This is a genomic window from Acidovorax sp. NPDC077693 (genome assembly GCF_044542805.1).
Lineage (GTDB): Bacteria > Pseudomonadota > Gammaproteobacteria > Burkholderiales > Burkholderiaceae_C > Acidovorax.
In genome coordinates, this window is record NZ_JBITVD010000003.1 from 118,174 (window position 1) to 143,547 (window position 25,374).

Genomic DNA, 25,374 nt, shown 5'->3' on the forward strand with positions numbered 1-25,374 from the left:
GAGGGCACCCGTGGAACTGGCTTCGCCAGGCCACCGGGTGCGTCCCCCCCACGGGGGGAAGGCGCGAAGCGACTCAGGGGGGGCATTAATACCTTCCGATGATGGTCGAGACCCGCAGGATGGAGTTCTCCCCATCCAGCACCTGCGCATCCACCCGCCGAAAGCTCGGGTTGGGCGTGGGCCGCACGATCACGGCCACGGTAAGCTGCCGGCCCGCCTGCTCGCAGGTGAGCGTGCTGTCGCCCACGCTGGGCATCTGGCGCGACAGCCGGGCCTTGACCAGCTCGTTCTCGGCGCACAACTGGGCCAGCACGATGTCCGACTGGCGCAGCGCGTTGCGCGTGAGCGCCGTGGTGGCCTGCAGGCCGGCCATGAGGGCGATGGCCACGATGCTCAGCGCGACGAGCACCTCGACCAGTGTGAAGCCCTGCTGGTGTTGCTTTGGCTGCGGGCGCCGTGCAACCTGCCTTGGATCGCCACTCACTGCACGGTCTCGACGGTGAAGGGCCGCACGCCGTCAGTGGCGACGCTCAGCGTGCGGTCCGGAAATGCCTGGTGCGTGATCAGCGCCTGCTGCCGGCCGATCAGCGGCTCCGGACCCAGCACCAGCACGCCAGGGCCGCGCACGGCGGTGCCGGCGTCCAGCCACTGGGTGGGCAGGGCGGCCTGTGCACTGGGCGGCAGGCCTTCGAACTGGAAGCCGCGCGGGTTGGCACGCCACACCACCGGTATGCCGCCCCCGCGGGACTGGGCGCGGGCCGACTCCAGCAACGCGGCCAGCCGCGCCGCCTCGCGCTCGACCAGCGTCTGGCCGCTGTCGCGCATGGCGATGCCCACCCCGGCCGTGGCCAGGGCGATGATGCTGATGACGACCAGCAGTTCCAGCAGCGTGAAGCCGCGCGAGCGAGGAGACATGGAGTCAGGGCCTAGCGATGCACATCACGCAGCGGGGCCGGAAACATCGGCTCGGTGGGAGGGCCGCCGGGCCGCCCCAAGGCGGAACGCGGCCCCCTTGGGGGCACGGAGCGACACGCAAGTGCGCGACCGTGGGGGCCATATCTTCACTGCCAGCTGCCGATGTCCGCGTCCTTGCCTTCGCCGCCGGACTGGCCGTCCGCGCCGAACGACATCACGTCGATCTCGCCCTTGATGCCGGGATTCAGGTACTGGTAAGGGCGGCCCCAGGGGTCGTTGGGCAGCTTCTCCAGATAGAGCTTCCAGTTGTTGGGCACGGGGCCGGCCGAGGGCTTGATGATCAGCGACTGCAGGCCCTGTTCGGCCGTGGGGTAGCGCTGGTTGTCCAGGCGGTACAGCTTGAGCGCCTGCATGATGTTGGTGATGTCGGTGCGCGCGGCGGTGACACGCGCATCGTCGGCGCGTTCGAGCACATTGGGCACGATGAGGGCGGCCAGCACGCCGATGATGACGAGCACCACCATCAGCTCGATGAGGGTGAAGCCCCGGGCCACACTGCGGCGGGCGGAGCGCAAGAGGAGAGGAAAGGAAGTGTTCACTGCTGGCGGTCTCTCGGATGGTCGGATCGCGTGAATCATAATCCCCGCATGGTGACCAATTCACACAGCAAATGGGGCGTGCGCCTGGGGACTCTGGCGCTTTGGGCGGCGGCGGGCGCCAGCGTGGTGTTCTGGGGCATGCGCCTGTCGGCACCGGCCGCGGGTACGGCGGCGCCCGTGGTGCTCCCGGCCGCCGTCGCGCCCGACGCGCAGGCGCTGGCCCGCCTGCTGGGCGCCGTGCCTTCGGCGGCGGGGGCCGCGCCCGTTGCGCCGGTAGCCACACTGGCCAGCCGGTTCTCGCTGATCGGCGTTCTGTCGGGCCGCGCCAGCGGCGGCGGTGCGGCGCTGATCGTGGTGGATGGCAAGCCCGCCAAGCCCTTCCGGGTGGGGGCCGCGGTGGACGAAGGGCTGGTGCTGCAGGCACTGGGCCCGCGCCAGGCGCAGTTGGGCGGCTCGATGGATGGCCCGGCCACGCTCACGCTGGACATGCCGCTCAAGAATTGACGCGGGTGCAAGAACGCGTAAAAGCGTTCCAGTGTGCTGCTTTCCCCTTGAGCACCTGGGTGCAGCCGCTCAGGTCAATCCCAAAGTCTCCCACTCGCCCCAGCCGGGCGCTGCCACGGGCCATTCGTCTGACCGCGGCAGTGCACTGCCGTGGGCGCGCAGCCAGGCCACGCAGCGGATCACCCCGGCGTGCGTGATCCACACCACATCCGGCACGGTGCCGCTCGCGGATGGGGCATGGACGTGGTCCACATGGCTGGCTGCGGGGCTGCCGTCGGCGCCCAGCGCCGCGGCCACGCGCTGCAGCACGGAGGCCAGGTTGTCGCCGCCGCCCGGGCGGTAGCGGGCGAAGTCGGCGGTCCAGGCATCGATCTCCGCACGGGCGATGGCGTCCCAGGCCTGGCCTTCCCAGGCGCCAAAATCCATTTCGACCAGCCGTGCGTCGGGTTTTGATGTGAGATCGGGTCGCAGCGCTTGCAGGCTCCGCGCCAGCTGCTCACATCTTTGTAGCGTGGAGTGGTGCACACGCGCCTGGCCGGGCAGGGCGGCCGCCAGGCGTGCTGCCGCGGCGTGTGTCGCTGCGGCGTCGGCAGATACATCCAGCGCCCCGTAACAGGTGCCGGGTGCCACCAGCGGCTGTGCGTGGCGCACCAGCCAGAGGCGGGGGCCGCGCACGGCGGCCGTGCCGGTCTGTGGATGTTTCACATCCAGCGCAGGGCCAGCGCTGCGCCCAGGTAAAAGCCGATCTCGCTGACCTGCTGCGTGGCGCCCAGGCAGTCGCCGGTAAAGCCCTGCAGCCGGCGCGCAAACCAGCGCGCCATCCAGGCCGCCGTCAGGCCGCTGGCAGCCACGGAGGCCCCCAGATAGAGCGCTGGCTGGGCATACGCCACCAGCGCCAGCGGCACCAGGCACCAGGCTAAGGCAGCGGCCAGTGCGCCACCCGAGATCTGGTCGGCCAGCGGCTTGCTCTTGGAGCGGGCCGTGTCGCCCACATGCGGCAGGCTGCGCACGATGAACAGCGGCCACAGGCGCGACAGCACATGCGCGCCCACCAGGGCCGACGTGGCGGCCAGCAGGCTGTGGGCGCCCAGCAGCGACAGCAGGCTGAGCTTGGCGAGCAGGGCCAGCACCAGCGCCATGGCGCCGTAGGCCCCGATGCGCGAGTCTTTCATGATGTCGAGGGCGCGCTCCCGGTCGGCACTGCCGCCCAGGCCGTCGGCCACATCGGCCAGCCCGTCTTCATGGAAGCCGCCCGTCATCAGCACGGTGGCCACCGTGCACAGCACCGCCGCCACGGCGGGGGCCCACAGGCTGGGAGCCAGCGCCCAGTGCAGGGCCGCATAGACGGCCACCGACAGCAGCGCCGCCAGCCAGCCGATGCCCGGAAAGTGCGCCGCGCTGGCGCGCAGCATGGCGGGGCTGAAGCCCACCCAGTCGGCCAGCCGGCCGGTGACCGGAATGCGGGTGAAGAACTGCACGGCCAGCAGGTAGTGGCGCAGGGCTTGCATGGCGTGCGTGGCGGGTCGAAAACCTGTTGCTATTGTTTGTATAGCTGCTACCGCATGTCCATCAAGCGGTGGCGGCTATTTTGTGCATTATTTGGAGCGCAGGAACAGGCGGTAGGCCGGGTTCAGCGTCTCTTCCACATACGGGTAGCCCAGCGTGGCCAGGAACGCGTCGAACGCGGCCTTGTCCTCGGCCGGCACCTGCATGCCCACGAGGATGCGGCCATAGTCGGCGCCCTGGTTGCGGTAGTGGAACAGGCTGATGTTCCAGGTGGGCTGCATCAGGCTCAGAAACTTGAGCAGCGCGCCGGGGCGCTCGGGGAAGGTGAAGCGCATCAGCCGCTCGTCCTGCGCCAGTGCCGAATGGCCGCCCACCAGGTGGCGCAGATGCTCCTTGGCCAGTTCGTCGTGGGTGAGGTCCAGCGCCTCGAAGCCGTGGCGGCCGAAGTTGCCGGCGATCTCCGTCGACTCGCCCCGGCCGTTCGTGGTCAGGCCCACGAACACATGCGCACGGGACTCGTCGCTGATGCGGTAGATGAACTCGGTCACGTTGCGCGGGCCGCCGGGCAGGCCGCCCACCACTTCGCAAAAGCGGCGGAAGCTGCCGCGCTCCTCGGGGATGGTGACGGCGAACAGGGCTTCGCGCTCTTCGCCCACTTCGGCGCGCTCGGCCACGAAGCGCAGGCGGTCGAAGTTCATGTTGGCGCCGCACAGGATGGCGGCGTAGGTCTCGCCCGTGGTCTTGTGCTCGGCCACGTACTGCTTGATGGCGGCCACGGCCAGTGCGCCGGCGGGCTCGACGATGCTGCGCGTGTCCACGAAGATGTCCTTGATGGCCGCGCAGACGGCGTCCGTGTCTACGGTGATGAACTCGTCCACCAGGCCGCTGGCGACCCGGAAGGTCTCTTCACCCACGAGCTTGACGGCCGTGCCGTCCGAGAACAGGCCGACGTCGGGCAGCGTGACGCGCTGGTGGGCGTTGACGGACTGGATCATCGCGTCCGAGTCGTTCATCTGCACGCCGATCACCTTGATCTCGGGCCGCACGGCCTTGATGTAGTTGGCCACGCCCGAGACCAGCCCGCCGCCGCCGATGGCCACGAACACGGCGTCGAGCTGGTTGCTGCCCAGGCTTTGCAACTGGCGCAGGATTTCCATCGCAATGGTGCCCTGGCCTGCGATCACATCCGGGTCGTCGAAGGGGTGCACGAACGTGAGGCCCTGCTCCTGCTGCAGGCGGGCCGCGTGTTCGTAGGCGTCGGAGTAGCTCTCGCCGTGCAGCACCACATCGCCGCCCAGAGTGCGGACCGCATCGATCTTGAGCTGCGGTGTCGTGGTGGGCATGACGATCACCGCGCGCGTGCCCAGCTTGTGGGCGCTCATGGCCACGCCCTGGGCATGGTTGCCGGCCGACGCGCAGATCACGCCGCGCTGCAGCTGCTCGGGCGTGAGGTGCGCCATCTTGTTGTAGGCACCGCGCAGCTTGAAGCTGAACACCGGCTGCTGGTCTTCGCGCTTCAAAAGCACCTTGTTGTGAAGGCGCCGGCTCAGGTTGTTGGCGGGCTCCAGCGCCGACTCGACGGCCACGTCGTACACGCGGGCGGTCAGGATCTTCTTGAGGTAGTCGGCGGGAGTCAGGTGCTGGGTCATGGCGGGCAGGCAGGCAGTGGAGCGCCGCCGGTTGGCGGGGCCCACATCATAGAGGGTGGGCTTTTGGGGGCGGAGCCTGGGCTGCGTGCCGCCCGTGGCCACAAGCAGCCGGGCAAAAAAAAGCCCCGGGCCGTGAGGCCAGGGGCTGAATCCATCCTTTGAGGAGATGGAGGAGACAATCGGTGCGTGGCAGGCCGTGAACGCGGAGCACTTCAGGCCGTGCCGTCTGCATCTTCAGCAATCACTGAAAAAGCAGCGCATGACCAGAAGTTTACCGCGAGACTTGTTGCGATGCAGCAAAATCTGCAGCAAATTCCCGCCGTGCGGTCAATCCGTGCGAAAAAAACCACGTCATCAAGGAGAAACATCAATGGAATGCACAGTCAGCTGGACCGGTGGCGCAGGAACGCGCTCGGGCATGGGCTTCGTGGCCGAGACCGGCAGCGGCCACGTTCTCACCATGGACGGCGCGCCCGATGCCGCCAACCCGGCCAACGGCGGCCAGAACCTGGCGCCCCGGCCCATGGAGACCGTGCTGGCGGGCACGGGCGGCTGCACGGCCTACGACGTGGTGCTGATCCTGAAGCGCGGCCGCCACGACGTGCGTGGCTGCAGCGTCAAGCTGACCACCGAGCGCGCACAGACCGATCCCAAGGTGTTCACCAAGATCCACATGCATTTCACGGTGACGGGCAAGGGCATCCCGGCACCCGCCGTGGAGCGGGCCATCGCCATGAGCCACGACAAATACTGCTCGGCCAGCATCATGCTGGGCAAGACGGCGGAGATCACCACCGGTTTCGAGGTGATCGAGGCCTGATGGCACTGAAGCCACGGAAGCGTCGCCCGCGATGCGGATGACGCAGCCAGGGTTGGAGGCCCGTTCCTTTCTGCCCTATCCGATTGCGAACTGGGCCACGTGGCAGATGCGCGCTGGGGGCGGCCCCGGCCCCGGGCCTGCTCAGATGTAATGTGCGGTGGTCGTCATGACCTTGGCCGCCACCCTCATCGCTGCGCGGGCCGGCAGCGGCAGGTCCATCGCGCCCGAGGCCCGGGCCTGGGCGGCATGGCGCTCCTCATCGTCCTTCATCCGCGCTACCACGGCACGCGAGGGCAGGTCTTGCTCCGGCAGCCGCTTCAAATGGCCCGCCAGATGCGCGGACACCTGTTTTTCTGTTTCCGCAACGAACCCCAGGCTGGCCCGGTCGCTGATCTTGGCCGCCACCAGCCCGAGCGCGAATGCCCCCGTGAACCACAGGGGGTTGAGCAGGCTGGGCCGGGAGCCCAGCGCATCCAGGCGCTGCTGCGTCCATGCCAGATGGTCCGTCTCCTCGCGGGCGGCTTCGAGCAGGTGCGCGCGCAGACCGGCGTCGCGCGTCACCGCCGCCTGGGCCGTGTACAAAGCCTGGGCGCACACCTCGCCCACATGGTTGACGCGCATCAGGGCGCCTGCCAGCCGTTTCTGTGCAGGGTCCAGCGAGGGCTCGGCCATGCCTTGCGCTGGCGTGGGCGCGCTGGCGCGGGGTTTGGCAAAAAGCGTGCGGAGCGCGTGGTCCGCAGCGGTTAGCAAAGAATCCATGGTTGCTTTCGGATTGACAAGGGCATGGAAACACAAGTTGCATATGGATACATGTGCAGGCCCTTGTTTTTGGACTTGGCGCAAGGCGAAGAGGCCATTTTGCCGCTCCACACTTAAATGTTGCAACACTGCAACGGATTTCCCCTTTCGGGCCGATTGTGGGTGAATTCCTTTGCGAAACCCGGCCGGGTCTGGTGCAATAAGAGCAACTTCCCCACCAGGAGGTTGGCCCGGGGAACCGGCGGGACTGTGCAGGTGTGCATTCACCATAGACCCCCCGTACCGGCGCCCTATGTTTAACCTTGGAGTAACTCGCAATGAAAAAATCCCTGATTGCCCTGGCTGTGCTGGCTGCTTCCGGCGCTGCAATGGCTCAATCTTCCGTGACCCTGTTCGGCGTGGTTGATGCAACCTACGCTTACGGTAACGGCAGCGTCGCTAACCGTTCGCAACTGACGAACTCCGGCTACAACAGCAGCCGTCTGGGTTTCCGTGGCGTTGAAGATCTGGGTGGCGGTCTGTCTGCTTCCTTCTGGCTGGAAGCTGGCGTGAACAACGACAACGGCACCGGCGGCGTTACCAACACCAACAACCAAGCAGCTACCAGCACTGGCGGCGGCCTGACCTTCAACCGTCGTTCGACGGTCAGCCTGAACGGCGGCTTCGGTGAACTGCGTCTGGGTCGTGACTACACCCCCCAATTCTGGAACCTGACCGTGTTCGATCCGTTCGGCACGAACGGCGTTGGCACGACCGTGACCCAAACGGCTAACCTGGGTGGCCCAACCAACACCCGCGCTTCGAACGCCATCGGCTACTTCCTGCCAGGCAACCTGGGCGGCTTCTACGGCCAAGCACAGTACTACATGGGTGAAAACCTGAGCAACGCTGCCAACAAGAAGGACGGCAACGGCCTGGCAGCTCGCGTTGGTTACGCTAACGGCCCCATCAATGTGGCCCTGGCTCTCTCGCAAACCAAGTTCCTGAATGCAGACATCAAGAGCTGGAACCTGGGTGGTCAGTACGATCTGGGCATGGCCAAGATCATGGCTCACTACAACCAAGACGACGTGAAGAACGGACCTGAAGGTAAGGGCTTCCTGATCGGTGGTCTGGTTCCTGTTGGCGCCGGCGAAATCCGCCTGTCGTACTCCACGTACGAAATCGAAGTCCCCGGTGCAGATCCACGTGCGAACAAGTTCGCTCTGGGTTATGTCCACAACCTGTCGAAGCGCACTGCCGTGTACGCTACCGTTGCTGCTGTGAAGAACAAGAATGGCTCCGCCATCGCTCTGAACAACGCAGTGACCGCAGCTGGTCGTAACTCCAGCGGTTACGACTTCGGTATCCGTCACAGCTTCTAATATCAACGCTGGCTTATGGCCAGTGGAGATATCAAAGCAAAGAAAAAGCCACCTTCGGGTGGCTTTTTTTTGTCCGTTCGAATCGTTCGGACGACGGTTCATTATTCGATGTGCATCGTCTTGGCAGGGGTGGGTTGAAGAAATGGGGTGAAGGGGTGCACTGAATCCCCCGAATGGGGCGCTGGCGCAGGTCGCGTGGCGTCTACCGTGCTGCTTCAATGCGCCAGGATGTCGGGCGCGTGAGGCCTCCTTCAGAATCCGGGTAGCCGGATGTTTTTCGGTGGCATATCAGTGGTAACTCTGTGCACATCCGAGGCGATCAAAGGCTGCCAGGACAGCGCTTTCTGTCGCTGGTGGGTCCCGATCGGAGGGATTCGCCGCGATCACATCGTCACCTCGGCGTGTTGAGCGCTCGCTGGCACCAACTTTGCATGCGCTACAGGTTCAAAACGGCTTCCATAGGCCCTTCGGGACACCCGGGATTCAGGGATTTCCCGTTGGCTATAGAGCAACCTTTACTGCATAGTAAAACTTTTAAATACAGAGGGTTCCATGAAACTCAAATACAGTCTTTTGTCGATGGCCGCAGCTGCAGCCGTGCTGGCGTCGCCAGCCTTGCAAGCCAAGCCGTTCAAATGGGCAAGCCAGGGAGAAATCGCGACGTGGGATATCCATTCCCAGAACAATGCGCTGCAAAACGGCATTCACGCGAACGTGTACGAGACCCTGGTTTACTACAACAGCAAGACGTTTGAAGTGGAGCCCATCCTGGCCACCTCCTGGAAGGAAGTGAGCCCCACGCAGGTGCGTTTTACCCTGCGCCAGGGCGTCAAGTTCCATGATGGCTCGGCCCTGACCACCGACGACGCGGTCTACTCCATCCAGCGTGCGATGGCCAAGACCTCCAACTTCACGCCCTACGTGCAGGGCATCAGCAAGGTCGCCAAGGTCGACGCACAGACCTTCGACGTGATCCTGTCGGCACCCAACCCCGTGCTGCTGCGCCAGATGACCGAGCTGCGCATCATGAGCAAGGCCTGGGCTGAAAAGAACAAGTCGGTCGAACCCAAGGACATCAAGGGCTCGGACGAGAACTTTGCCCACCGCAATGCCATGGGCACCGGTCCCTACACGCTGGAATCGTGGCAGCCCGACGTGAAGATGGTGTTCAAGCGCAACCCCAACTGGTGGGGCAAGATGGACGGCAACGTGACCGAGATCACCTACACGCCGATCAAGTCGAATGCGACGCGGATCGCCGCACTGATCTCGGGTGAAGTCGACCTGGTGCTCGACCCCACGCCGCAGGATCTGGGACGCCTGCGCGCCAGCCCCGACCTCAAGGTGATCGACGGCGTCGAGAACCGCACGATCTTCCTGGGCATGGACCAGTTCCGCGAAGAACTGCCGGGCTCCAACATCAAGGGCAAGAACCCGCTCAAGGACGTGCGCGTGCGCAAGGCCCTGTACCAGGCCATCGACGCGGACACCATCTCGCGCAACATCATGCGCGGCCTGGGCAAGCCCACGGGCACCATCGTGGCGCCCCAGGTGGCGGGCTATACCGAAGCCGTGGGCAAGCGCTTCCCGTACAGCGTGGAGGCTTCCAAGAAGCTGCTGGCCGAAGCCGGCTACCCTGATGGCTTCGAAGTGGACTTCGCCTGCCCCAACAACCGCTACATCAACGACGAAGCCATCTGCCAGGCCGTGACCGCGATGTGGTCGCGCGTGGGCGTGAAGGCCAAGCTGCGCACCTTGCCGCTGGTGAACTACTTCCCGATGATCCAGCGCTACGAAGCCAGCATCTACATGCTGGGCTGGGGCGTGCCGACATTCGACGCGCTGTACAGCCTGCAGTCGCTCACGCGCTCGGTGGGGCAGGGCGGCGACGGCAACTACAACGTGGGCCGCTACAGCAACCAGCGCATGGACTATCTGGTCGACCGCATCAAGGCCGAGACGGACGCGCCCGTGCGCACCCGCATGCTGACCGAAGCGCTGCAACTGTCCAACGACACCGTGTCCCATCTGCCCCTGCATGACCAGGTGATCCCATGGGCCATGAAGAAGAACGTGGAGCTCGTCCATCGCGCCGATAACCGCGTGGATATGCGTACGGTCAAGGTGAACTGATTTATTCTCGACACACTGAGAGCAAGGGCCCCAAGGCCCTTGCTCTCTTTGGTTTAGTTTGACGACGTATTGCCCACCGGCGCCCCGGCCATCAAAAGTGGCTGCGGCGTCCCTATCGAACACTCACTCGACTTCCCGATGCTTGCCTTTATATTGCGCCGCCTGATACAGGCTGTGATTGTCATGGTCACGGTGGCCTTCATCTCCTTCATGCTGTTCCAGTATGTCGGGGACCCCGTGGTGTTCCTGTTGGGCCAGGATGCCACCGCTGACCAGATCCGGGAGTTGCGCGCGTCCCTGGGCCTGGACAAGCCCTTCTTCGTGCAGTTCTGGCACTTCCTGGTGAACGCGGCGCAGGGCGAGTTCGGCCTGAGCCTGCGCCAGGGCGCCAAGGTGTCCCGCCTCATTGCAGAGCGCTTCCCGGCCACGCTGGAGCTGGCGCTGGTGGCTGCGGTCCTGGCGCTCGCCCTCGGCGTTCCGATGGGTGTGTATGCGGCGCTCAAGCGCGGCACGTTCACCAGCCAGCTGTTCATGACCCTGTCCCTGCTGGGCGTCTCGCTGCCGACTTTTCTCATCGGCATCCTGCTGATCCTGGTGTTCGCGGTCACGCTGGGCTGGTTCCCGAGCTTCGGCCGCGGCGAGGTGGTGCAGCTGGGGTGGTGGAGCACGGGCCTGCTCAAGGCCAAGGGCTGGCACCACATCACGCTGCCCGCCATCACGCTGGCGATCTTCCAGCTCACGCTGATCATGCGGCTGGTACGCGCCGAGATGCTGGAAGTGCTGCGCACCGACTACATCAAGTTCGCACGTGCCCGCGGCCTGTCCAACCGGGCCATCCACTTCGGCCACGCGCTCAAGAACACCCTGGTGCCCGTGATGACCATCACCGGCCTGCAACTGGGCGGCCTGATCGCGTTTGCCATCATCACCGAGACCGTGTTCCAGTGGCCCGGCATGGGCCTGCTGTTCATCCAGGCCGTGACCTTCGCCGACATCCCCGTGATGGCCGCCTACCTGTGCCTGATCGCCCTCATCTTCGTGGTGATCAACCTCGTGGTCGACCTGTTGTACTTTGCCGTGGACCCGCGCCTGCGCGTGGGCAAGGCAGGGGGGCACTGATGAACTCCCCCCTGAGTCGCTTCGCGCCATCCTCCCTGAGGGGGGACGCTCCCACCGCAAGGGCTGGACACGCCGCCTGCGCGGCGGGGCGGCCCTTGCGCGGGAGTGCTGGCCTGGGCCGCGCCGGTTTCGCCGGCTGTGGGTGTTGCACGAACGTCCTGGACGCTTGAAATGCAGTCGCTGAAATACAAGGCTGGAGGCCGGGCGTTTGCGCACATCGCGCAGTTCCATCCCGAGCTGACCGCTCTGCGCCGCGATCTGCACGCGCACCCCGAGCTGGGCTTTGAAGAGGTCTACACCGGCCAGCGGGTGAAGGAAGCCCTCAAGGTGTGCGGCGTGGACGAGATCCACGATGGCATCGGCCGCACCGGCATCGTCGCCCTGATCCGCGGCCGCAGCATCTCCAGCGGCAGCATGGTCGGGCTGCGGGCCGACATGGATGCGTTGCCGCTGGCCGAGCACAACGACTTCTCCTGGAAGTCGTGCAAGCCTGGCCTGATGCACGGCTGCGGCCATGACGGCCACACGGCCATGCTGGTCGGCGCTGCGCGCTACCTCGCCGAGACCCGCAACTTCGACGGCACGGCCGTGCTCGTGTTCCAGCCCGGCGAAGAGGGCTTTGCCGGCGCCCGCGTGATGATGGAGGACGGCCTGTTCGACCGCTTCCCGGTGCAGTCGATCTACGCCATGCACAACTGGCCGGCGATGAAGCCCGGCACGGTGGGCATCAACTCCGGCCCCATGATGGCCGCGGCCGACCGCTTCACCATCGAGATCACGGGGCGCGGCGGCCATGGCGCCCATGCCTACCAGACGGTGGACGTGCTGCTGGTGGCGGCCCACATCATCACGGCGGCGCAAAGCATCGTCTCGCGCAATGTGCGCCCCATCGAAAGCGCCGTGGTCAGCATCTGCGCTGCGCAGGCGGGCGACCTGGGCGCCTTCAGCGTGCTGCCCGGCTCCGCCACGCTCGTGGGCACCGTGCGCACCTTCGACCCCGTCGTGCAGGAGATGGTGGAGAAACGCCTCAAGGAGCTGTGCAACGCCATTGCCCTGGGCTTTGGCGCCACCGCCACCGTGCACTACGAACGCATCTACCCCGCCACCATCAACAGCGAGAGCGAAGCCGTCTTCGCCGGCGACGTGGCCGAATCCCTGCTGGGTGCGGACCATGTGGTGCGCGACCTGGAGCCCAGCATGGGCGCAGAGGACTTCGCCTTCATGCTGCAGACCCGGCCTGGCGCCTACCTGCGCATCGGCCAGGGCACGGGCGCGAGCGGCAGCGCCCTGCACAACAGCCGCTACGACTTCAACGACGACATCCTGCCGCTGGGCTCCGCATTGCATGCGAGCCTGATCGAGCAGTCGATGCCCTTGGCAACGCCCTGACAGCACCCGCTTCGCGCCGCGCCAGAACCCATCCCCCTGGATGTACACCCCTTACGCATCCTTTTCCACTACGAGGAGATTTCCATGAAATTCCAGAAGAAAGCCACCCTGGCTGCATTGTTTGTTGCGATGGCTGCAGGCAGCATGGTTGCCGGCGCGCAGACCATCCGGATCGCCAACCAGGGTGACGCGCTGTCCATGGATCCGCACTCGCTCAACGAATCGCTGCAACTGAGCGTGACCAGCAACGTGTACGAGCCGCTGGTCGGCCGCAACAAGGACCTGAGCGTCGCGCCCGCACTGGCCACGGCCTGGAAGCAGACCGCGCCCACCGTGTGGCGCTTCGAGCTGCGCAAGGGCGTGCTGTTCCATGACGGCACGCCTTTCACCGCCGACGACGTGGTGTTCAGCTTCGGCCGCATGAAGGGCGAAGGCTCCGACATGAAGGCCACCAACAGCGACATCAAACAGGTGCGCAAGATCGACGACCACACCGTCGAGATCGAAACCGTCGCGCCGCAGCCCATCCTGCCCGACGTGATCACGACCTCGTTCATCATGAGCAAGAAGTGGTGCGAGACCAACCAGGCCGTGATGCCCGTGGACCGCCGCAAGGGCATCGAGAACGCAGCCTCGTTCCGCGCCAACGGCACCGGCCCCTTCCGACTGCGCGAGCGCCAGCCCAATGTGCGTTCGGTGTTCGTGCGCAACGGCTCCTACTGGGGCAAGATCGAAGGCAACGTGAGCGAAGTGGTGTTCACCCCCATCTCCAACGATGCCACGCGCGTGGCGGCACTGCTGTCGGGCGAAGTGGATGTGATGGAGCCCGTGCCGGTGCAGGACATCGACCGCGTCAACAGCGGCGCCAACACGCGTGCCGTGACCGGCCCCGAGCTGCGCACCATCTTCCTGGGCATGGACCAAAAGCGCGACGAGCTGCTGTACTCCAACGTCAAGGGCAAGAACCCCTTCAAGGACAAGCGCGTGCGCCAGGCCTTCTACCAGGCCATCGACATCGAAGGCATCAAGAAGACCGTGATGCGCGGCGCGTCCAACCCCTCCGCACTGATGGTGGGCCCTGGCATCAACGGCTTCCAGCCCGACACCAAACGCCTGCCGTACGACGTCGAAGCCGCCAAGAAGCTGATGGTCGAGGCGGGCTACCCCAACGGGTTCGAAGTGTCCATGAACTGCCCGAACGACCGCTATGTGAACGACGGCCGCATCTGCCAGACCGTGGCCGCCAACCTGTCGCGCATCAACGTCAAGATCAACCTGCAGGCCGAGACCAAGGGCACCTACTTCCCCAAGGTGCTGCGCCGCGACACCAGCTTCTACATGCTGGGCTGGACGCCCACCACCTATGACTCGCACAACGCGCTCAACGCGCTCATGATCTGTCCGGACGAAAAGGGCGGTGCGGGCCAGTTCAACCTGGGCGCCTACTGCAACCCCAAGCTCGACGAGCTGACCAAGAAGGTGCTGGTCGAGACCGACAAGGCCAAGCGCGACGCCATGATCAAGGAAGCGTTCGACCTGCACAGCGCCGACATCGGCCACCTGCCACTGCACCAGCAGGCACTGGCCTGGGGTGTGAACAAGAACGTGAAGCTCGTGCAGATGGCCGACAACTTCATGTACTTCAAGTGGATGAGCATCAACAAGTAAGCGCTTGGTAAAAAAGACCGTCCGTAGAACGAAACATCGAGAGAACGACAGCCGGTTCTCTTGACCATCCACACCACCGCGAAGCCGCTACCCGGGCCCAGCGGTGGTGCCTGTTTACTGGTTCCCACAATGAAAACAACCCTTGCCCGATGGTTTGACAGCGATGTCGGCTACAGCTTTCGCACCTCGCCGGTGGCGATGGTGGCTGCCGCGATTGCACTGATCTGCGTGTTCTGTTCGGTCTTTGCCGGATGGGTCGCGCCGCACAACCCCTTCGACCTGGCCACGCTCGAGCTCAGCGACGCCCGCCTGCCACCTGCCTGGAGCGCCGAAGGCTCCATGAAATACCCCCTGGGCACCGATGACCAGGGGCGCGACATCCTGTCTGCACTGATCTACGGCGCGCGCATCTCGCTCGTCGTGGGCCTGGCGTCCGTCGTGCTGTCGGTGGTCGTGGGCGTGGCCTTCGGCCTGCTGGCGGGTTTTCGCGGTGGCTGGATCGATGCGGTGCTCATGCGCCTGTGCGACGTGATGCTGTCCTTCCCCGCCATCCTGGTGGCGCTGCTGATCGCCGGCGTGGGCCGTGCCCTGTTTCCCAATGCGCACGAGTCGCTCGCCTTCGGCGTGCTGATCATCTCCATCTCGCTGACCGGCTGGGTGCAGTACGCGCGAACGGTGCGCGGCTCCACGCTGGTCGAGCGCAACAAGGAATACGTGCAGGCCGCCCGCGTGACGGGCGTGTCGCCGCTGCGCATCATGCGCAAGCACGTGCTGCCCAACGTCATGGGCCCGGTGCTGGTGCTGGCCACCATCCAGGTCGCCACGGCCATCATCACCGAGGCCACGCTGTCCTTCCTGGGCGTGGGCGCGCCGCCCACCTCGCCCTCGCTGGGCACGCTGATCCGCATCGGCAACGACTACCTGTTCTCGGGCGAATGGTGGATCACCGTATTCCCCGGCGCGATGCTGGTGCTGATCGCCTTGTCGGTGAACCTGCTCGGCGACTGGCTGCGCGACGCCTTGAACCCACGCCTGCGCTGAGCATATGGTCCCCACGCTCCGCACTGTCGTGTCGTCGCTGCCCCCCAAGGAGGCGCGTTTCGCCTTGGGGCGGCCCGGCGGCGAAACCACTGCCTCGTGCCTCCAAAGATAAAAACGGTACACCCATGAGTCTTCTCGAAGTCAAAAACCTCGTTGTCGAATTTCCGGGCCGCCGCGGTACCCTGCGCGCCCTGGACGACATCTCCTTTTCCATCGCGCCCGGCGAGATCCTGGGCGTGGTGGGAGAGTCCGGCGCCGGCAAATCGCTCACGGGCGCGGCCATCATCGGCCTGCTGGAGCCGCCAGGCCGCGTCGCCTCGGGCCAGATCCTGCTGGAAGGCCAGCGCATCGACAACCTCAGCAATGAAGAGATGCGCCACATCCGCGGACGCCGCATCGGTGCGATCTTCCAGGACCCGCTGACCTCGCTGAACCCGCTGTACACCGTGGGCCGCCAGCTCACCGAAACCATCCTGGCCCACCTGCCTGTGACGCCCGCCGAGGCCCGCCAGCGCGCCATTGCGCTGCTGCAGGACACCGGCATTCCGGCTGCGGCAGAGCGCATCGACCACTACCCGCACCAGTTCTCCGGCGGCATGCGCCAGCGCGTGGTGATCGCCCTGGCGCTGGCGGCCGAGCCCAAGCTCATCGTCGCGGACGAGCCCACCACCGCGCTCGATGTGTCCATCCAGGCGCAGATCATCACGCTGCTGAAAAACATCTGCAAATCGCGCGGCGCCGCCGTGATGCTGATCACCCACGACATGGGCGTGATCGCCGAGACCTGCGACCGCGTGGCCGTGCTGTATGCGGGCCGCGTGGCTGAGATCGGCCCGGTGCACGATGTGATCAACAAGCCGTCGCACCCCTACACCAGCGGGCTCATGGCCTCCATCCCCGACATGGAGCAGGACCGCGAACGCCTCAACCAGATCGACGGTGCCATGCCCCGCCTGAACGCCATCCCCAAGGGCTGTGCCTACAACCCCCGCTGCCCCAAGACCTTTGACCGCTGCATGACCGAACGCCCTGACCTGATGCCGGCAGGCTCCACCCGCGCTGCCTGCTGGCTGCACGCCGGTGCATCCGCGACGACCGCTGCCGCCTCCGCCGGAGTGACCGCATGAGCGCCGCCACCACCACGACCCACGCCGCCGCGGCGTCCACACCGGCGAAAAGCAACGCTCTCGTGCAGGCGCACGACCTCGCCAAGACCTTCGACGTGTCGGCACCCTGGCTCAACCGCGTGATCGAACGCAAGCCCCGCACGCTGCTGCATGCGGTGGACGGTGTGAGCTTCGAGATCGAGAAGGGCAAGACCCTGGCGCTGGTGGGCGAGTCCGGCTGCGGCAAGAGCACCGTGGCCCGCCTGCTGGTGGGCCTGTACGAGCCCACGCGCGGCGGCCTCACGTTCGACAAGCAGGATGCGCACGCCGCGTTCAAGGGCAACGATGCCCGCGCCATGCGCCGCCGCATCCAGATGATCTTCCAGGACCCGTACGCCAGCCTGAACCCCCGCTGGCTGGTCGAAGACATCATCGGCGAGCCGCTCAAGGAGCACGGGCTCATCACCGACAAGGCGGAGCTCAAGCAACGCGTGGGCGAACTGCTCAAGTCCGTGGGCCTGTCGCCGCTGGACATGGTCAAGTACCCGCACCAGTTCTCCGGCGGCCAGCGCCAGCGCATCTCCATTGCCCGCGCCCTGGCCACCGAACCCGAGTTCCTGGTGTGCGACGAGCCCACCTCGGCGCTCGACGTGTCGGTGCAGGCGCAGGTGCTCAACATCATGAAGGACCTGCAGCGCGAGCGGCAGCTCACGTACCTGTTCATCAGCCACAACCTGGCCGTGGTGCGCCACGTGAGCGACCAGGTCGGCGTGATGTACCTGGGCCGCCTGGTGGAGCTGGCCGACAAGCACACGCTGTTCGACACGCCGCGACACCCCTACACGCGCATGCTGCTCGATGCCATCCCCAAGATGCACGACACCGGCAAGGCGCGCACACCGGTGCAGGGCGAAGTGCCCAACCCGCTGAACCCCCCACCGGGCTGCGCCTTCAACCCCCGCTGCCCGCATGTGAACGAGCGCTGCCGGGCCGAGCGCCCCGCGCTGCTGAACATCGGCGGCATCCGCATCGCGTGCCACGCGGTGGAAGAAGGGCGCATCTAGCCTGCGCTACCGCGCTGCGATGATGGCAAGGGCTCCTCAGGGAGCCCTTTTTTCGTGGAGCGGCGGGGAGGGCGTCACACCGGGCGCTGCGCGGCGCACATGTCCGTCCTTGCGTTGCGCACGGCCGTTGTCAAGCGGTGAAATTTGTGGCGCGGGATGGAACGCCCGCCGGGGTCTGGTTACTCATGGCGTGAAAGGACATCTCCCGCCATGTCATCCCCCGTCAACGCCGGCGCACAGCTGCACGGCATCTCGCTGCAGCACAATTTTCAGCAAGGCCCGGTCGGCAGCCTGGGCGGCCGCAGTGTGCAGCAGGCACCTGCCCAGGCGCCGCGCAGCCTGGGCCACGTGCTCTCCGACATCGGGCGGGGCATACAGAACATCGCGTCGCGGGTGCTCAATGCGGTCACGCCCCATGGCGTGCGCACCGAGTCCAAATTCCGCGCGGGCCTGGAGGCCACCAGCGCGCACATGGGCCAGCTGCTGGGCGCCATCTCGCATTCATCGACGCACCAGGCCGACGGTGCGGCCGCGCAGAAGCTCCTGGGCGGCCTGCGGGATGTGGCCGCCCCGGTGACCAGCCGCGGCGCCAGCCTGGACACCGTCGTGCGCGAACGCACCACCGCCCAGCTCCAGCAGATGACCCCGGATGAGCGCCAGGCCCTGCACAAGGGCCTCGTCATGGCGGAGAACAGTGCCTTGAAGGGCGACCCCGTGCTCGCCGCCGTGCGCTCGGCCATGGAGCAGCATGCCATCGACCAGGGCATGGCCGCACTGCAGGGCGACCTGGACCTGGCCATCGCGATGACCGCCAAGGAGGCGCAGGATACCGGCATCACGGGCCGGGCCTTCCAGCAGGTCTACGACACCGCACGCGAGGTGCTGCGCGACCAGGGCTTTGGCCACCTGCCCGACAAGGAATTCAAGGAAATGCAGCGCGCCCTGATGCTGCAGGCCGTGGAGGCCCGTGTGGGCGATGGCGACCCGGCCCAGGTCGTGCCCATGGCCCAGGTCATCAACCTGCTGCCCAGCAAGGAGCTGCATGCGCTGATGCACACGACCGCGCAGATCGGCCCCGAAGACCCGACGGCCGCGCGCTTCGTGGTGAGCGGCGCGATCGGCGTGCGCGCCGAAAAGCTCGAAAAGGCCGTGGCCGACGGCACGGCCGCGCTGCTGGCGCGCCGCCTGCCGTCCGAAGACGACCCGAGCGGCATGCTCCATGCGCCGCAGGCCGTGGCGCGCGACATCGCCGTCACCGGCAGTGCGCTGGCAGAGCTGCGCGCGCACTGCGACATCCACGGCATGCACTTCCCGGCTGCGCTGGAGGCGCCCGTCGCGCAGCTGCAAGGGCATCTGCAGGCCTACCTGAACCCGACCCACCTGTCGCAGTTGCCCGAGCTGAGTGCCGGACAGCTGCACAGCCTGGGCGATGGCCTGCGCGGCCTGGGCGTGCAGGCGGGGCAGGCCGAGATCGCGGCCGATGCCACGCGCCGCCGCTCCGAAGCGATGGACGCAGGCGCGCAGGCCATGCAGCCCGCGCTGCAGGCGCTCGCGCAGGGCGACACCGCAGGTTTGCTGCGCGGCCTGGGCATGGCCCAGCCCGCGGCCAATGCGGCCCTCGACGTGCACATCCGCCTGGGCATGAAGGTCGAGGGCGCGGACGAAGTGATGGCCTTCCGCGAAAAGCTGGTGGGCCACGCCATCAAAGACCTGGACACCCCGGCCCTGCAGGCGCTGTCCGCCCGGCTGGGCAGCCCGGCCGCCGAAGCCCTGTCCGACGAACTCGCGTCGGCCGCCATGCCGCTGCTGGGCGGCTCGGATGCGATGGAGGCCTACGACAGCGGCCTGGGCCGGCAGATGTTCGACCGGGCCACTGACCTGGGCATGCTCAAGCACTGCGTCGACCAGCGGCTGGGCGAGCTGGGGGCCACGGTGCCCGCGCCCGCCTGGGACGGCGCTCCGCCCGCGGCGGATGTGGTGCGCGACGTCTTCAGCGCGGTGCGCGTGGGCGGCAGCGCCGTGGTCGTGCGCTCGGGCACCGGCGGCCCGGCCGTGCAGGGTGCCGTGCAGGACAACCTGGACGCCATGCTGGCTGCGCCCGGCAACGACCGCGAGCATGAGGCGGGTGGCGTGAGCGAGGGTTTCGTCAAGGACCTGACGCGCGCGAGTTACACCGTGGCCGATGCGAGCGGCGCCGTACGCCCCATGATCGACAAGGACCATCCCGACAAGGCCGCCAGCGTGCGCTCCGCGGCCGCGCAGCTGCGCGAGCTGGCGGGGGGCAACGAGGCGCTGGCGCTCAAGGTGTCGCGCCTGGCCAACCAGAATGTGCTGGCCGGGGTGCAGCAGGTGCTCATGTCGCAGCAGAGCCCGCTGCGCCTGCCCGACGGCACCCCCGGCCGGCTGATGGGGCCGGAGCGCATCGAATACGCGCTGTCGAGCGACGGCGAAGGCGGCATCGTGCTGCAGGTGAACTACGCGGTCGAAGGCGCTGACGTGTTCCTGCCGGCGCCGCGCAACGCCCACGAAGGCGTGGGCATCCCGGTGCAGCTCGATGCTGCGCGCAGCGGCGGGCAGTTCCAGTTTGCGCTGCACGTCGGCGCCGAACTGGCCGTGAGCGTGCAGGAGCCGGTGCGTTTCACCTACGACACCGCAGCCCCCGCGGCGGTGTGACCGGCGCCGCTCCCCCGGCTGTTTCCCTCATCCTTTTTGCTGAATCGATCCCTCCATGTCCACCGCCGACCAACTTCTTCTCGACCTGGGCCAGACCGCAGGTCTGTCGCAACCCCTGCGTTTCGATGCGCAGGGCTGCGCCCGCCTGTTGTTCGACACCCGCCTGGCCATCGACTTCGAGCGCGACGATGACGCCGGCGTGCTGCAGGTCTACAGCGTGCTCGGGCCGCTGCCGGCCGAGGGGCGCGAGGCGCTGTACCAGCGGCTGCTGGAGGCCAACCTGTTTGGCTCCGCAACCGCCGGCGCCACGCTGGCCGTGGACGGCCAGACACGGGAGGTCGTGCTGTGCCGTACCGTCGATGTCCAGGAGACCGGCGGACCCGCATTCGTGCGGCTGGTGGAGCGCTTCGTGGCGGCGGCCGAGGACTGGAAGAAGCTGCTGCTGTCGGGTGCCAGCGCCGGACCCTCGGCGTCGCCGGCGGGCGCAGGCCCGGCCCCCGGCGCGATGATGGGCGTGCCGATGGGCGGCTTCCTGCGCGCCTGAGGCAGGGGCCCCGGGTCCGGGCACGGCCTGCGCCGCGCGCGGATCAGGGATCAGGCGTACCGCTTGGCCCGCAGGTTGTCCTTCATCTGCTGCAGGATGGGCTGCAGCGGGCTGCCGATGCGCAGGGCCACGCAGGTGGCCAGCACGTCGATGATGAGCAGGTGCATGAGCCGCGACACCATGGGGCTGTAGCGGTCGTAGCCCTCGGGGTGGTCGGCCGCCAGGTGGATCTGGCAGGTGCTGGCCAGCGGAGAGCCGCTGGCGGTGATGACGATGGTGGTGGCGCCGTTGCGGCGCGCGATATCGGCCGCGTCCATCAGGTCGCGCGTGCGGCCCGAGTTGGAGATGATCACCGCGCAGTCGCCGGGCCCGAGCAGGGTGGCGCTCATCACCTGCATGTGGCCGTCGCTCGTGGCAATCGACGTCACGCCCAGGCGAAAGAACTTGTGCTGCGCGTCCTGCGCCACGATGCCGGAGTTGCCCACGCCGTAGAACTCGATGCGCTTGCCGGTCTTCCAGGTCGCGGCAATGGCTTCGGCAGCGCGCTCCAGGGCCACGGTGCTGGCCGCATTGCGGTACTGCAAAAAGGCGGCCACGGCGTTGTCCACCACCTTCACCAGCACGTCGCCGGTCTTGTCGTCCGCATCCACGCTGCGGTGGATGAAGGGCACGCCCTCGCTCACGCTGCCTGCGAGCTTGAGCTTGAAATCCGCCAGCCCGTCATAGCCCATGCTGCGGCAAAACCGCACCACGGTGGGCTTGCTCACGTGGGCCCGCTCGGCCAGCTCGCGCACCGGCAGCCGCGCAAACGTGCGGGGGTCGGTCAGCACCAGCCGGCCCACGCGCTGTTCGGCGGGCGCCAACGAGGGGAGGGATGCGGTGATGCGTTCGAGCATGTCGGTAGGTGTGTGTCAGCCCAGGCCGGCGCCGGGCGGCTCACGGTGCATCGACGATGGGCGGGGCAGGGCTGTCATGGGAGCTCGGTGTGCGCCGCGCTGGCGGGCGGCGCGGGGGCGTTGTTCGCCTAATGTAACTTGGTTCCCAACATTCCGGACCCGGGTGATTCCTCCCTTTCATCATGCTTGCAGCGGGGTTGCGGGCTTCCCCCCTGGCCCCTGAAGGGGACGGGCGATAGCATCCTTTCATTCTGTAATTCCGATACCAAGGAGCCTTCCATGCGCAAACCTCTGCTGAAACTACTGGCCGGTGCGGCTCTGACGACCGCCGCCTGCGGCAGCTGGGCCCAGGGCCAGGTCAACATCATCTGTTCCGTGCAGGCCGAGTGGTGCAACCTGATGTCCACCGTGTACGCCAAGACCACCGGCACCAAGGTCAACATGACGGCCAAGGGCTCGGGCGAGGCGCTGGCCCAGCTCAACGCCGAGAAGGCCAACCCCAAGACCGACATCTGGTTCGGCGGCACGGGCGACCCGCACCTGCAGGCCGCGGAGCAGGGCCTCACGCTCGAATACAAGTCGCCGCAGCTCGCGCAGCTGTACCCCTGGGCGCAAAAGCAGGCCGCCGACTCCAAGTACCGCACCGTGGGCGTGTACCTGGGCCCGCTGGGCTTCGGCTACAACAAGGAGCTGCTGGCCAAGCGCAAGCTCAACCCGCCGCAGTCGTGGGCCGACCTGCTCAAGCCCGAGTTCAAGGGCGAGGTGCAGATGGCCAACCCCGCGTCGAGCGGCACGGCCTACACCATGATCGCCACGCTGGTGCAGATCATGGGCGAGGAAAAGGCGTTCGAATACCTGAAGGCGCTGCACCCCAACGTCAGCACCTACACGCGCTCGGGCACGGCCCCGGTCAAGGCGGCGGCGCGCGGCGAGACCACCGTCTCCGTGAGCTTCGTGCACGACGTGACCACCGAGGCCGTCAACGGCTTCCCCGTGGCGTCCATCACGCCATCCGAAGGCACCGGTGCCGAGGTCGGCTCCATGAGCATCGTCAAGAACAGCCCCAACGCCGAGGCGGCCAAGAAGTTCTACGAATGGGCGCTCACGCCCGGCGGCCAGCAGTTCGGCCTGGCGGCCAAGCAGTTCCAGCTGCCCAGCAACACCCAGGTGCCCAAGGACCCGCGCATGACGGACCCGGCCAAGATGAAGCTCATCAACTACGACTACGCCAAGTACGGCGCCAGCACCGAGCGCCGCCGCCTGATCGCGCGCTGGGAAAAGGACGTGCAGAACGCTGCGCGCTAAGGACTGGTGGTGTCGGTGACCGCGGCGGCGAACAGCGCAATTTCACGATCTCCTGCAACCCGCGCCTCGGTCAACCGACCCTTGTGGGTGTGGCTGGCCATCGGCGTGCTGGGCTACCTGGCCTTCCCCTGGTACGCCCAGCAGGACTCCAACGGCCTCCTGGCCATCGGCCAGGTCTTCAGCAGCGAGCAGGCGGGCAATGGACTCATGCAGGCCGCGCTGCTGGGGCGCTCCTGGCTGTGGCTGGGCCTGGTGGGGCTGGCCATCGCGGCCGCAGGCGCCGTCCTGCCTGCAGGCCGCCGGCAGGGCGCGGTGCTGGCAGTCGGCGGGGCGGTGGGCCTGCTGGCGCTGCTGCTCAGCGGCTTTGCCATCGGCGGGCGGGGCTGGGCCTTCGACTGGTTGAACCAGATGCTGGGCGAGTTGGGCGCGCGGCAGCCGGGCATCGGCTGGGGCGGGTTCGTGGTGCTCTCGGCGCTGCTGGTGCTGACGGCCTTCGGCGTGGCGCGGCGCGGTTTCTTCAAGGGCGATCTGTTCGTCGCAGCCGCCGTGCTGGCGTGCGGCAGCCTGCTGGCACTGTTCATCGTGTTCCCGGTGCTCAAGGCGTTGTCGGCGGCGTTCTTCCTGGAAGACGGCCCGTTCTCGCTGGGCGTGTTGTGGGAGCGCATTGCGCACGAGCGCAACTTCGGCCTGTCGTGTGTCAGCGGCGGCCAGCGTTGCGGAGTGGCATGGAACACGCTGTTTCTCGGGCTCATGACGGCCACCAGCACCACGCTGCTGGGTACCTTCATGGCGCTGATGGCCGAGCGCGCCTCGCGCCGCTATGCACGCCCGCTGAACATCGTGGCGCTGCTGCCCATCATCACGCCGCCTTTCGTGGTGGGCCTGGGCCTGATCCTGCTGTTCGGCCGTGCGGGCGTGTTCAACCAGTTCCTCGAATACGCGTTCGGCATCACGCCCTCGCGCTGGTTCTACGGCTGGTTCGGCGTGTGGGTGGCGCAGACATTTGCGTTCACGCCCATCGCCTTCATGATCATGCGCGGCGTGGTGCAGGGCGTGGCGCCCAGCCTGGAGGAAGCCGCGCAGACGCTGCGCGCCAGCCCCCACAAGACCTTCATGAGCGTGACGCTGCCCCTGCTCAAGCCGGGCCTGGCCAACGCGTTCCTGGTGGGTTTCATCGAAAGCATGGCCGACTTCGGCAACCCCATCGTGGTGGGCGGGCAGTTCTCGGTGCTGTCCACCGAAATCTTCTTCGCCATCGTGGGTGCGCAGTACGACCAGGGGCGCGCCGCGTCGCTGGCGTGGATCCTCACGTTCTTTGCGCTCACGGTGTTCGCCATCCAGCGCGGGCTGCTGGGCAAGCAGAACTTCACCACGGTGTCGGGCAAGGGCGACGCGGGCATCGCCATGCCGCTGCCCACCGGCGTGCGCCGCGTCGTGCATTCCATCGCGCTGCCGTGGATGGCATTCACGCTCATCGTGTACCTGTTCGCGCTGGCCGGCGGCTTCGTGCAGACCTGGGGCCGCGACTACACCATCACGCTGGCGCACTTTCGCACCGCGTTCAGCATGGAGTGGGGCGAGTTCGGCATCGTGTGGGCCGGCACCGCCTGGAGCTCGCTGTTCACCACGCTCAAGCTCGCGGCCATCTCGGCGCCGCTCACGGCCACACTGGGCATCGGCATCGCCTGGCTGCTGGCGCGCACCGAGTTCCGGGGGCAGGGCGCCTTCGAGTTCGCCGCCCTGCTGGCTTTTGCCATCCCTGGCACCGTGCTGGGCGTGAGCTACATCCTGGCGTTCAACGTGCCGCCGTTCGAGCTCACGGGCACCGCGCTCATCATCGTGCTGTGCTTCATGTTCCGCAATCTGCCGGTGGGGGTGCGTGCAGGCACGGCGGCGTTCAAGCAGCTCGACCGGTCGCTGGACGAGGCCTCGGTGATGCTGCGGGCCGGCAGCGTGCAGACGTTGCGCCACGTGGTGCTGCCGCTGCTCAAGCCGGCGCTGGTGGCCGCGCTGGTCTACAGCTTCGTGCGGGCCATCACCACGGTGAGCGCGGTGATCTTCCTCGTCACCGCCGAGAACGAGCTGGCCACCACCTACATCATCGGCCGCGTGGGCAACGGCGACTACGGCGTGGCGCTGGCGTACTGCACGGTGCTCATCGTGCTGATGTCGGCCTCCATCGGCCTGATCCAGCTGGTGGTGGGTGAGCGCAAGCTGGGCCGACGAGGAAGCACCCCCTGAGTCGCCTTCGGCGCCTTCCCCCTCGAGGGGGATGACGCCCTCGCTGCGGGGCGGCCCTTGCTCGGCGTCCTGCGCATGC

At 67.0% G+C, this 25,374-nt stretch carries 22 protein-coding genes; 14 read left to right on the forward strand and 8 right to left on the reverse strand.

The genetic code is table 11. From position 1 onward, the window contains the following. Positions 1-85 precede the first annotated feature (85 nt). From gspI to gspG, 3 genes are all read right to left on the reverse strand, one after another. Positions 86-484 (reverse strand): type II secretion system minor pseudopilin GspI, encoded by a 399-nt coding sequence (gene gspI, locus ACIGHN_RS04515; RefSeq protein WP_056415105.1) that lies wholly within the window; start codon positions 482-484, stop codon positions 86-88. Next, the gene (locus ACIGHN_RS04520) at positions 481-915 is read right to left on the reverse strand and encodes a prepilin-type N-terminal cleavage/methylation domain-containing protein (protein ID WP_396503435.1); all 435 of its coding nucleotides are present in this window, start codon (positions 913-915) and stop codon (positions 481-483) included. Before ACIGHN_RS04520 ends, gspI begins: the two co-directional genes overlap by 4 nt. 146 nt (positions 916-1,061) lie before the next feature. Beyond that, a complete protein-coding gene (gspG, locus tag ACIGHN_RS04525; protein WP_326938775.1) occupies positions 1,062-1,514 on the reverse strand; it encodes a type II secretion system major pseudopilin GspG in 453 nt (150 codons plus the stop codon). 48 nt (positions 1,515-1,562) lie between these two features. On the opposite strand from gspG, the gene ACIGHN_RS04530 reads away from it, so the two are divergent. Then, entirely contained in the window at positions 1,563-2,018 is a 456-nt protein-coding gene (locus tag ACIGHN_RS04530; protein ID WP_396503436.1) for a type II secretion system protein N, read from the forward strand. Between the two features lie 69 nt (positions 2,019-2,087). On the opposite strand, the gene ACIGHN_RS04535 is transcribed toward ACIGHN_RS04530, so the two are convergent. The 3 genes from ACIGHN_RS04535 to ilvA form a co-directional block, all read right to left on the reverse strand. After that, positions 2,088-2,723, reverse strand: coding sequence for a histidine phosphatase family protein (locus ACIGHN_RS04535; RefSeq protein ID WP_396503437.1), 636 nt, complete (start codon positions 2,721-2,723; stop codon positions 2,088-2,090). Then, positions 2,720-3,526 (reverse strand): adenosylcobinamide-GDP ribazoletransferase, encoded by an 807-nt coding sequence (gene cobS, locus ACIGHN_RS04540; RefSeq protein WP_396503438.1) that lies wholly within the window; start codon positions 3,524-3,526, stop codon positions 2,720-2,722. The genes ACIGHN_RS04535 and cobS overlap by 4 nt, the downstream gene beginning before the upstream one ends. Before the next feature lie 87 nt (positions 3,527-3,613). Continuing rightward, positions 3,614-5,173, reverse strand: coding sequence for a threonine ammonia-lyase, biosynthetic (gene ilvA / locus ACIGHN_RS04545; protein ID WP_056416255.1), 1,560 nt, complete (start codon positions 5,171-5,173; stop codon positions 3,614-3,616). Positions 5,174-5,543: 370 nt separating this feature from the next. Here ilvA and ACIGHN_RS04550 point away from each other — a divergent pair, with 370 nt between their 5' ends. Next, complete coding sequence (locus ACIGHN_RS04550; protein ID WP_056415123.1) at positions 5,544-5,993, forward strand: OsmC family protein; 450 nt, start codon at positions 5,544-5,546, stop codon at positions 5,991-5,993. 141 nt (positions 5,994-6,134) lie between these two features. On the opposite strand, the gene coq7 is transcribed toward ACIGHN_RS04550, so the two are convergent. After that, positions 6,135-6,752 (reverse strand): 2-polyprenyl-3-methyl-6-methoxy-1,4-benzoquinone monooxygenase, encoded by a 618-nt coding sequence (gene coq7 / locus ACIGHN_RS04555; RefSeq protein ID WP_056415127.1) that lies wholly within the window; start codon positions 6,750-6,752, stop codon positions 6,135-6,137. A gap of 317 nt (positions 6,753-7,069) precedes the next feature. On the opposite strand from coq7, the gene ACIGHN_RS04560 reads away from it, so the two are divergent. From ACIGHN_RS04560 to ACIGHN_RS04605, 10 genes are all read left to right on the forward strand, one after another. Continuing rightward, positions 7,070-8,116, forward strand: coding sequence for a porin (locus tag ACIGHN_RS04560; protein WP_056415129.1), 1,047 nt, complete (start codon positions 7,070-7,072; stop codon positions 8,114-8,116). A 552-nt stretch (positions 8,117-8,668) separates the two neighbouring features. Continuing rightward, positions 8,669-10,249 carry an ABC transporter substrate-binding protein gene (locus ACIGHN_RS04565; protein WP_056415132.1) on the forward strand — a complete coding sequence of 527 codons (1,581 nt, stop codon included), beginning with the start codon at positions 8,669-8,671 and terminating at the stop codon, positions 10,247-10,249. Between the two features lie 138 nt (positions 10,250-10,387). Then, positions 10,388-11,368, forward strand: coding sequence for an ABC transporter permease (locus ACIGHN_RS04570; RefSeq protein ID WP_056415135.1), 981 nt, complete (start codon positions 10,388-10,390; stop codon positions 11,366-11,368). A gap of 171 nt (positions 11,369-11,539) precedes the next feature. Beyond that, a complete protein-coding gene (locus ACIGHN_RS04575; RefSeq protein ID WP_056415138.1) occupies positions 11,540-12,757 on the forward strand; it encodes a M20 aminoacylase family protein in 1,218 nt (405 codons plus the stop codon). 84 nt (positions 12,758-12,841) lie between these two features. Next, positions 12,842-14,425 (forward strand): ABC transporter substrate-binding protein, encoded by a 1,584-nt coding sequence (locus ACIGHN_RS04580; RefSeq protein WP_056415141.1) that lies wholly within the window; start codon positions 12,842-12,844, stop codon positions 14,423-14,425. 129 nt (positions 14,426-14,554) lie between these two features. Continuing rightward, complete coding sequence (locus ACIGHN_RS04585) at positions 14,555-15,466, forward strand: ABC transporter permease (protein ID WP_056415145.1); 912 nt, start codon at positions 14,555-14,557, stop codon at positions 15,464-15,466. A 125-nt stretch (positions 15,467-15,591) separates the two neighbouring features. Next, positions 15,592-16,593 (forward strand): ABC transporter ATP-binding protein, encoded by a 1,002-nt coding sequence (locus ACIGHN_RS04590; protein ID WP_056415147.1) that lies wholly within the window; start codon positions 15,592-15,594, stop codon positions 16,591-16,593. Further along, positions 16,590-17,636 carry an ABC transporter ATP-binding protein gene (locus ACIGHN_RS04595; RefSeq protein ID WP_396503439.1) on the forward strand — a complete coding sequence of 349 codons (1,047 nt, stop codon included), beginning with the start codon at positions 16,590-16,592 and terminating at the stop codon, positions 17,634-17,636. Before ACIGHN_RS04590 ends, ACIGHN_RS04595 begins: the two co-directional genes overlap by 4 nt. 210 nt (positions 17,637-17,846) lie before the next feature. Beyond that, entirely contained in the window at positions 17,847-20,309 is a 2,463-nt protein-coding gene (locus ACIGHN_RS04600) for a hypothetical protein (protein WP_396503440.1), read from the forward strand. 55 nt (positions 20,310-20,364) lie between these two features. Next, positions 20,365-20,853 (forward strand): type III secretion system chaperone, encoded by a 489-nt coding sequence (locus tag ACIGHN_RS04605; protein ID WP_396503441.1) that lies wholly within the window; start codon positions 20,365-20,367, stop codon positions 20,851-20,853. A 50-nt stretch (positions 20,854-20,903) separates the two neighbouring features. Here ACIGHN_RS04605 and ACIGHN_RS04610 read toward each other — a convergent pair whose 3' ends face one another. Continuing rightward, entirely contained in the window at positions 20,904-21,749 is an 846-nt protein-coding gene (locus tag ACIGHN_RS04610) for a MurR/RpiR family transcriptional regulator (RefSeq protein ID WP_056415159.1), read from the reverse strand. Between the two features lie 279 nt (positions 21,750-22,028). Between ACIGHN_RS04610 and ACIGHN_RS04615 the strand changes: the two genes are divergently transcribed. Continuing rightward, positions 22,029-23,054 (forward strand): ABC transporter substrate-binding protein, encoded by a 1,026-nt coding sequence (locus ACIGHN_RS04615; RefSeq protein WP_396503442.1) that lies wholly within the window; start codon positions 22,029-22,031, stop codon positions 23,052-23,054. A gap of 9 nt (positions 23,055-23,063) precedes the next feature. Continuing rightward, positions 23,064-25,295, forward strand: coding sequence for an ABC transporter permease (locus tag ACIGHN_RS04620; protein ID WP_396503443.1), 2,232 nt, complete (start codon positions 23,064-23,066; stop codon positions 25,293-25,295). The last annotated feature ends 79 nt before the right edge of the window (positions 25,296-25,374 follow it).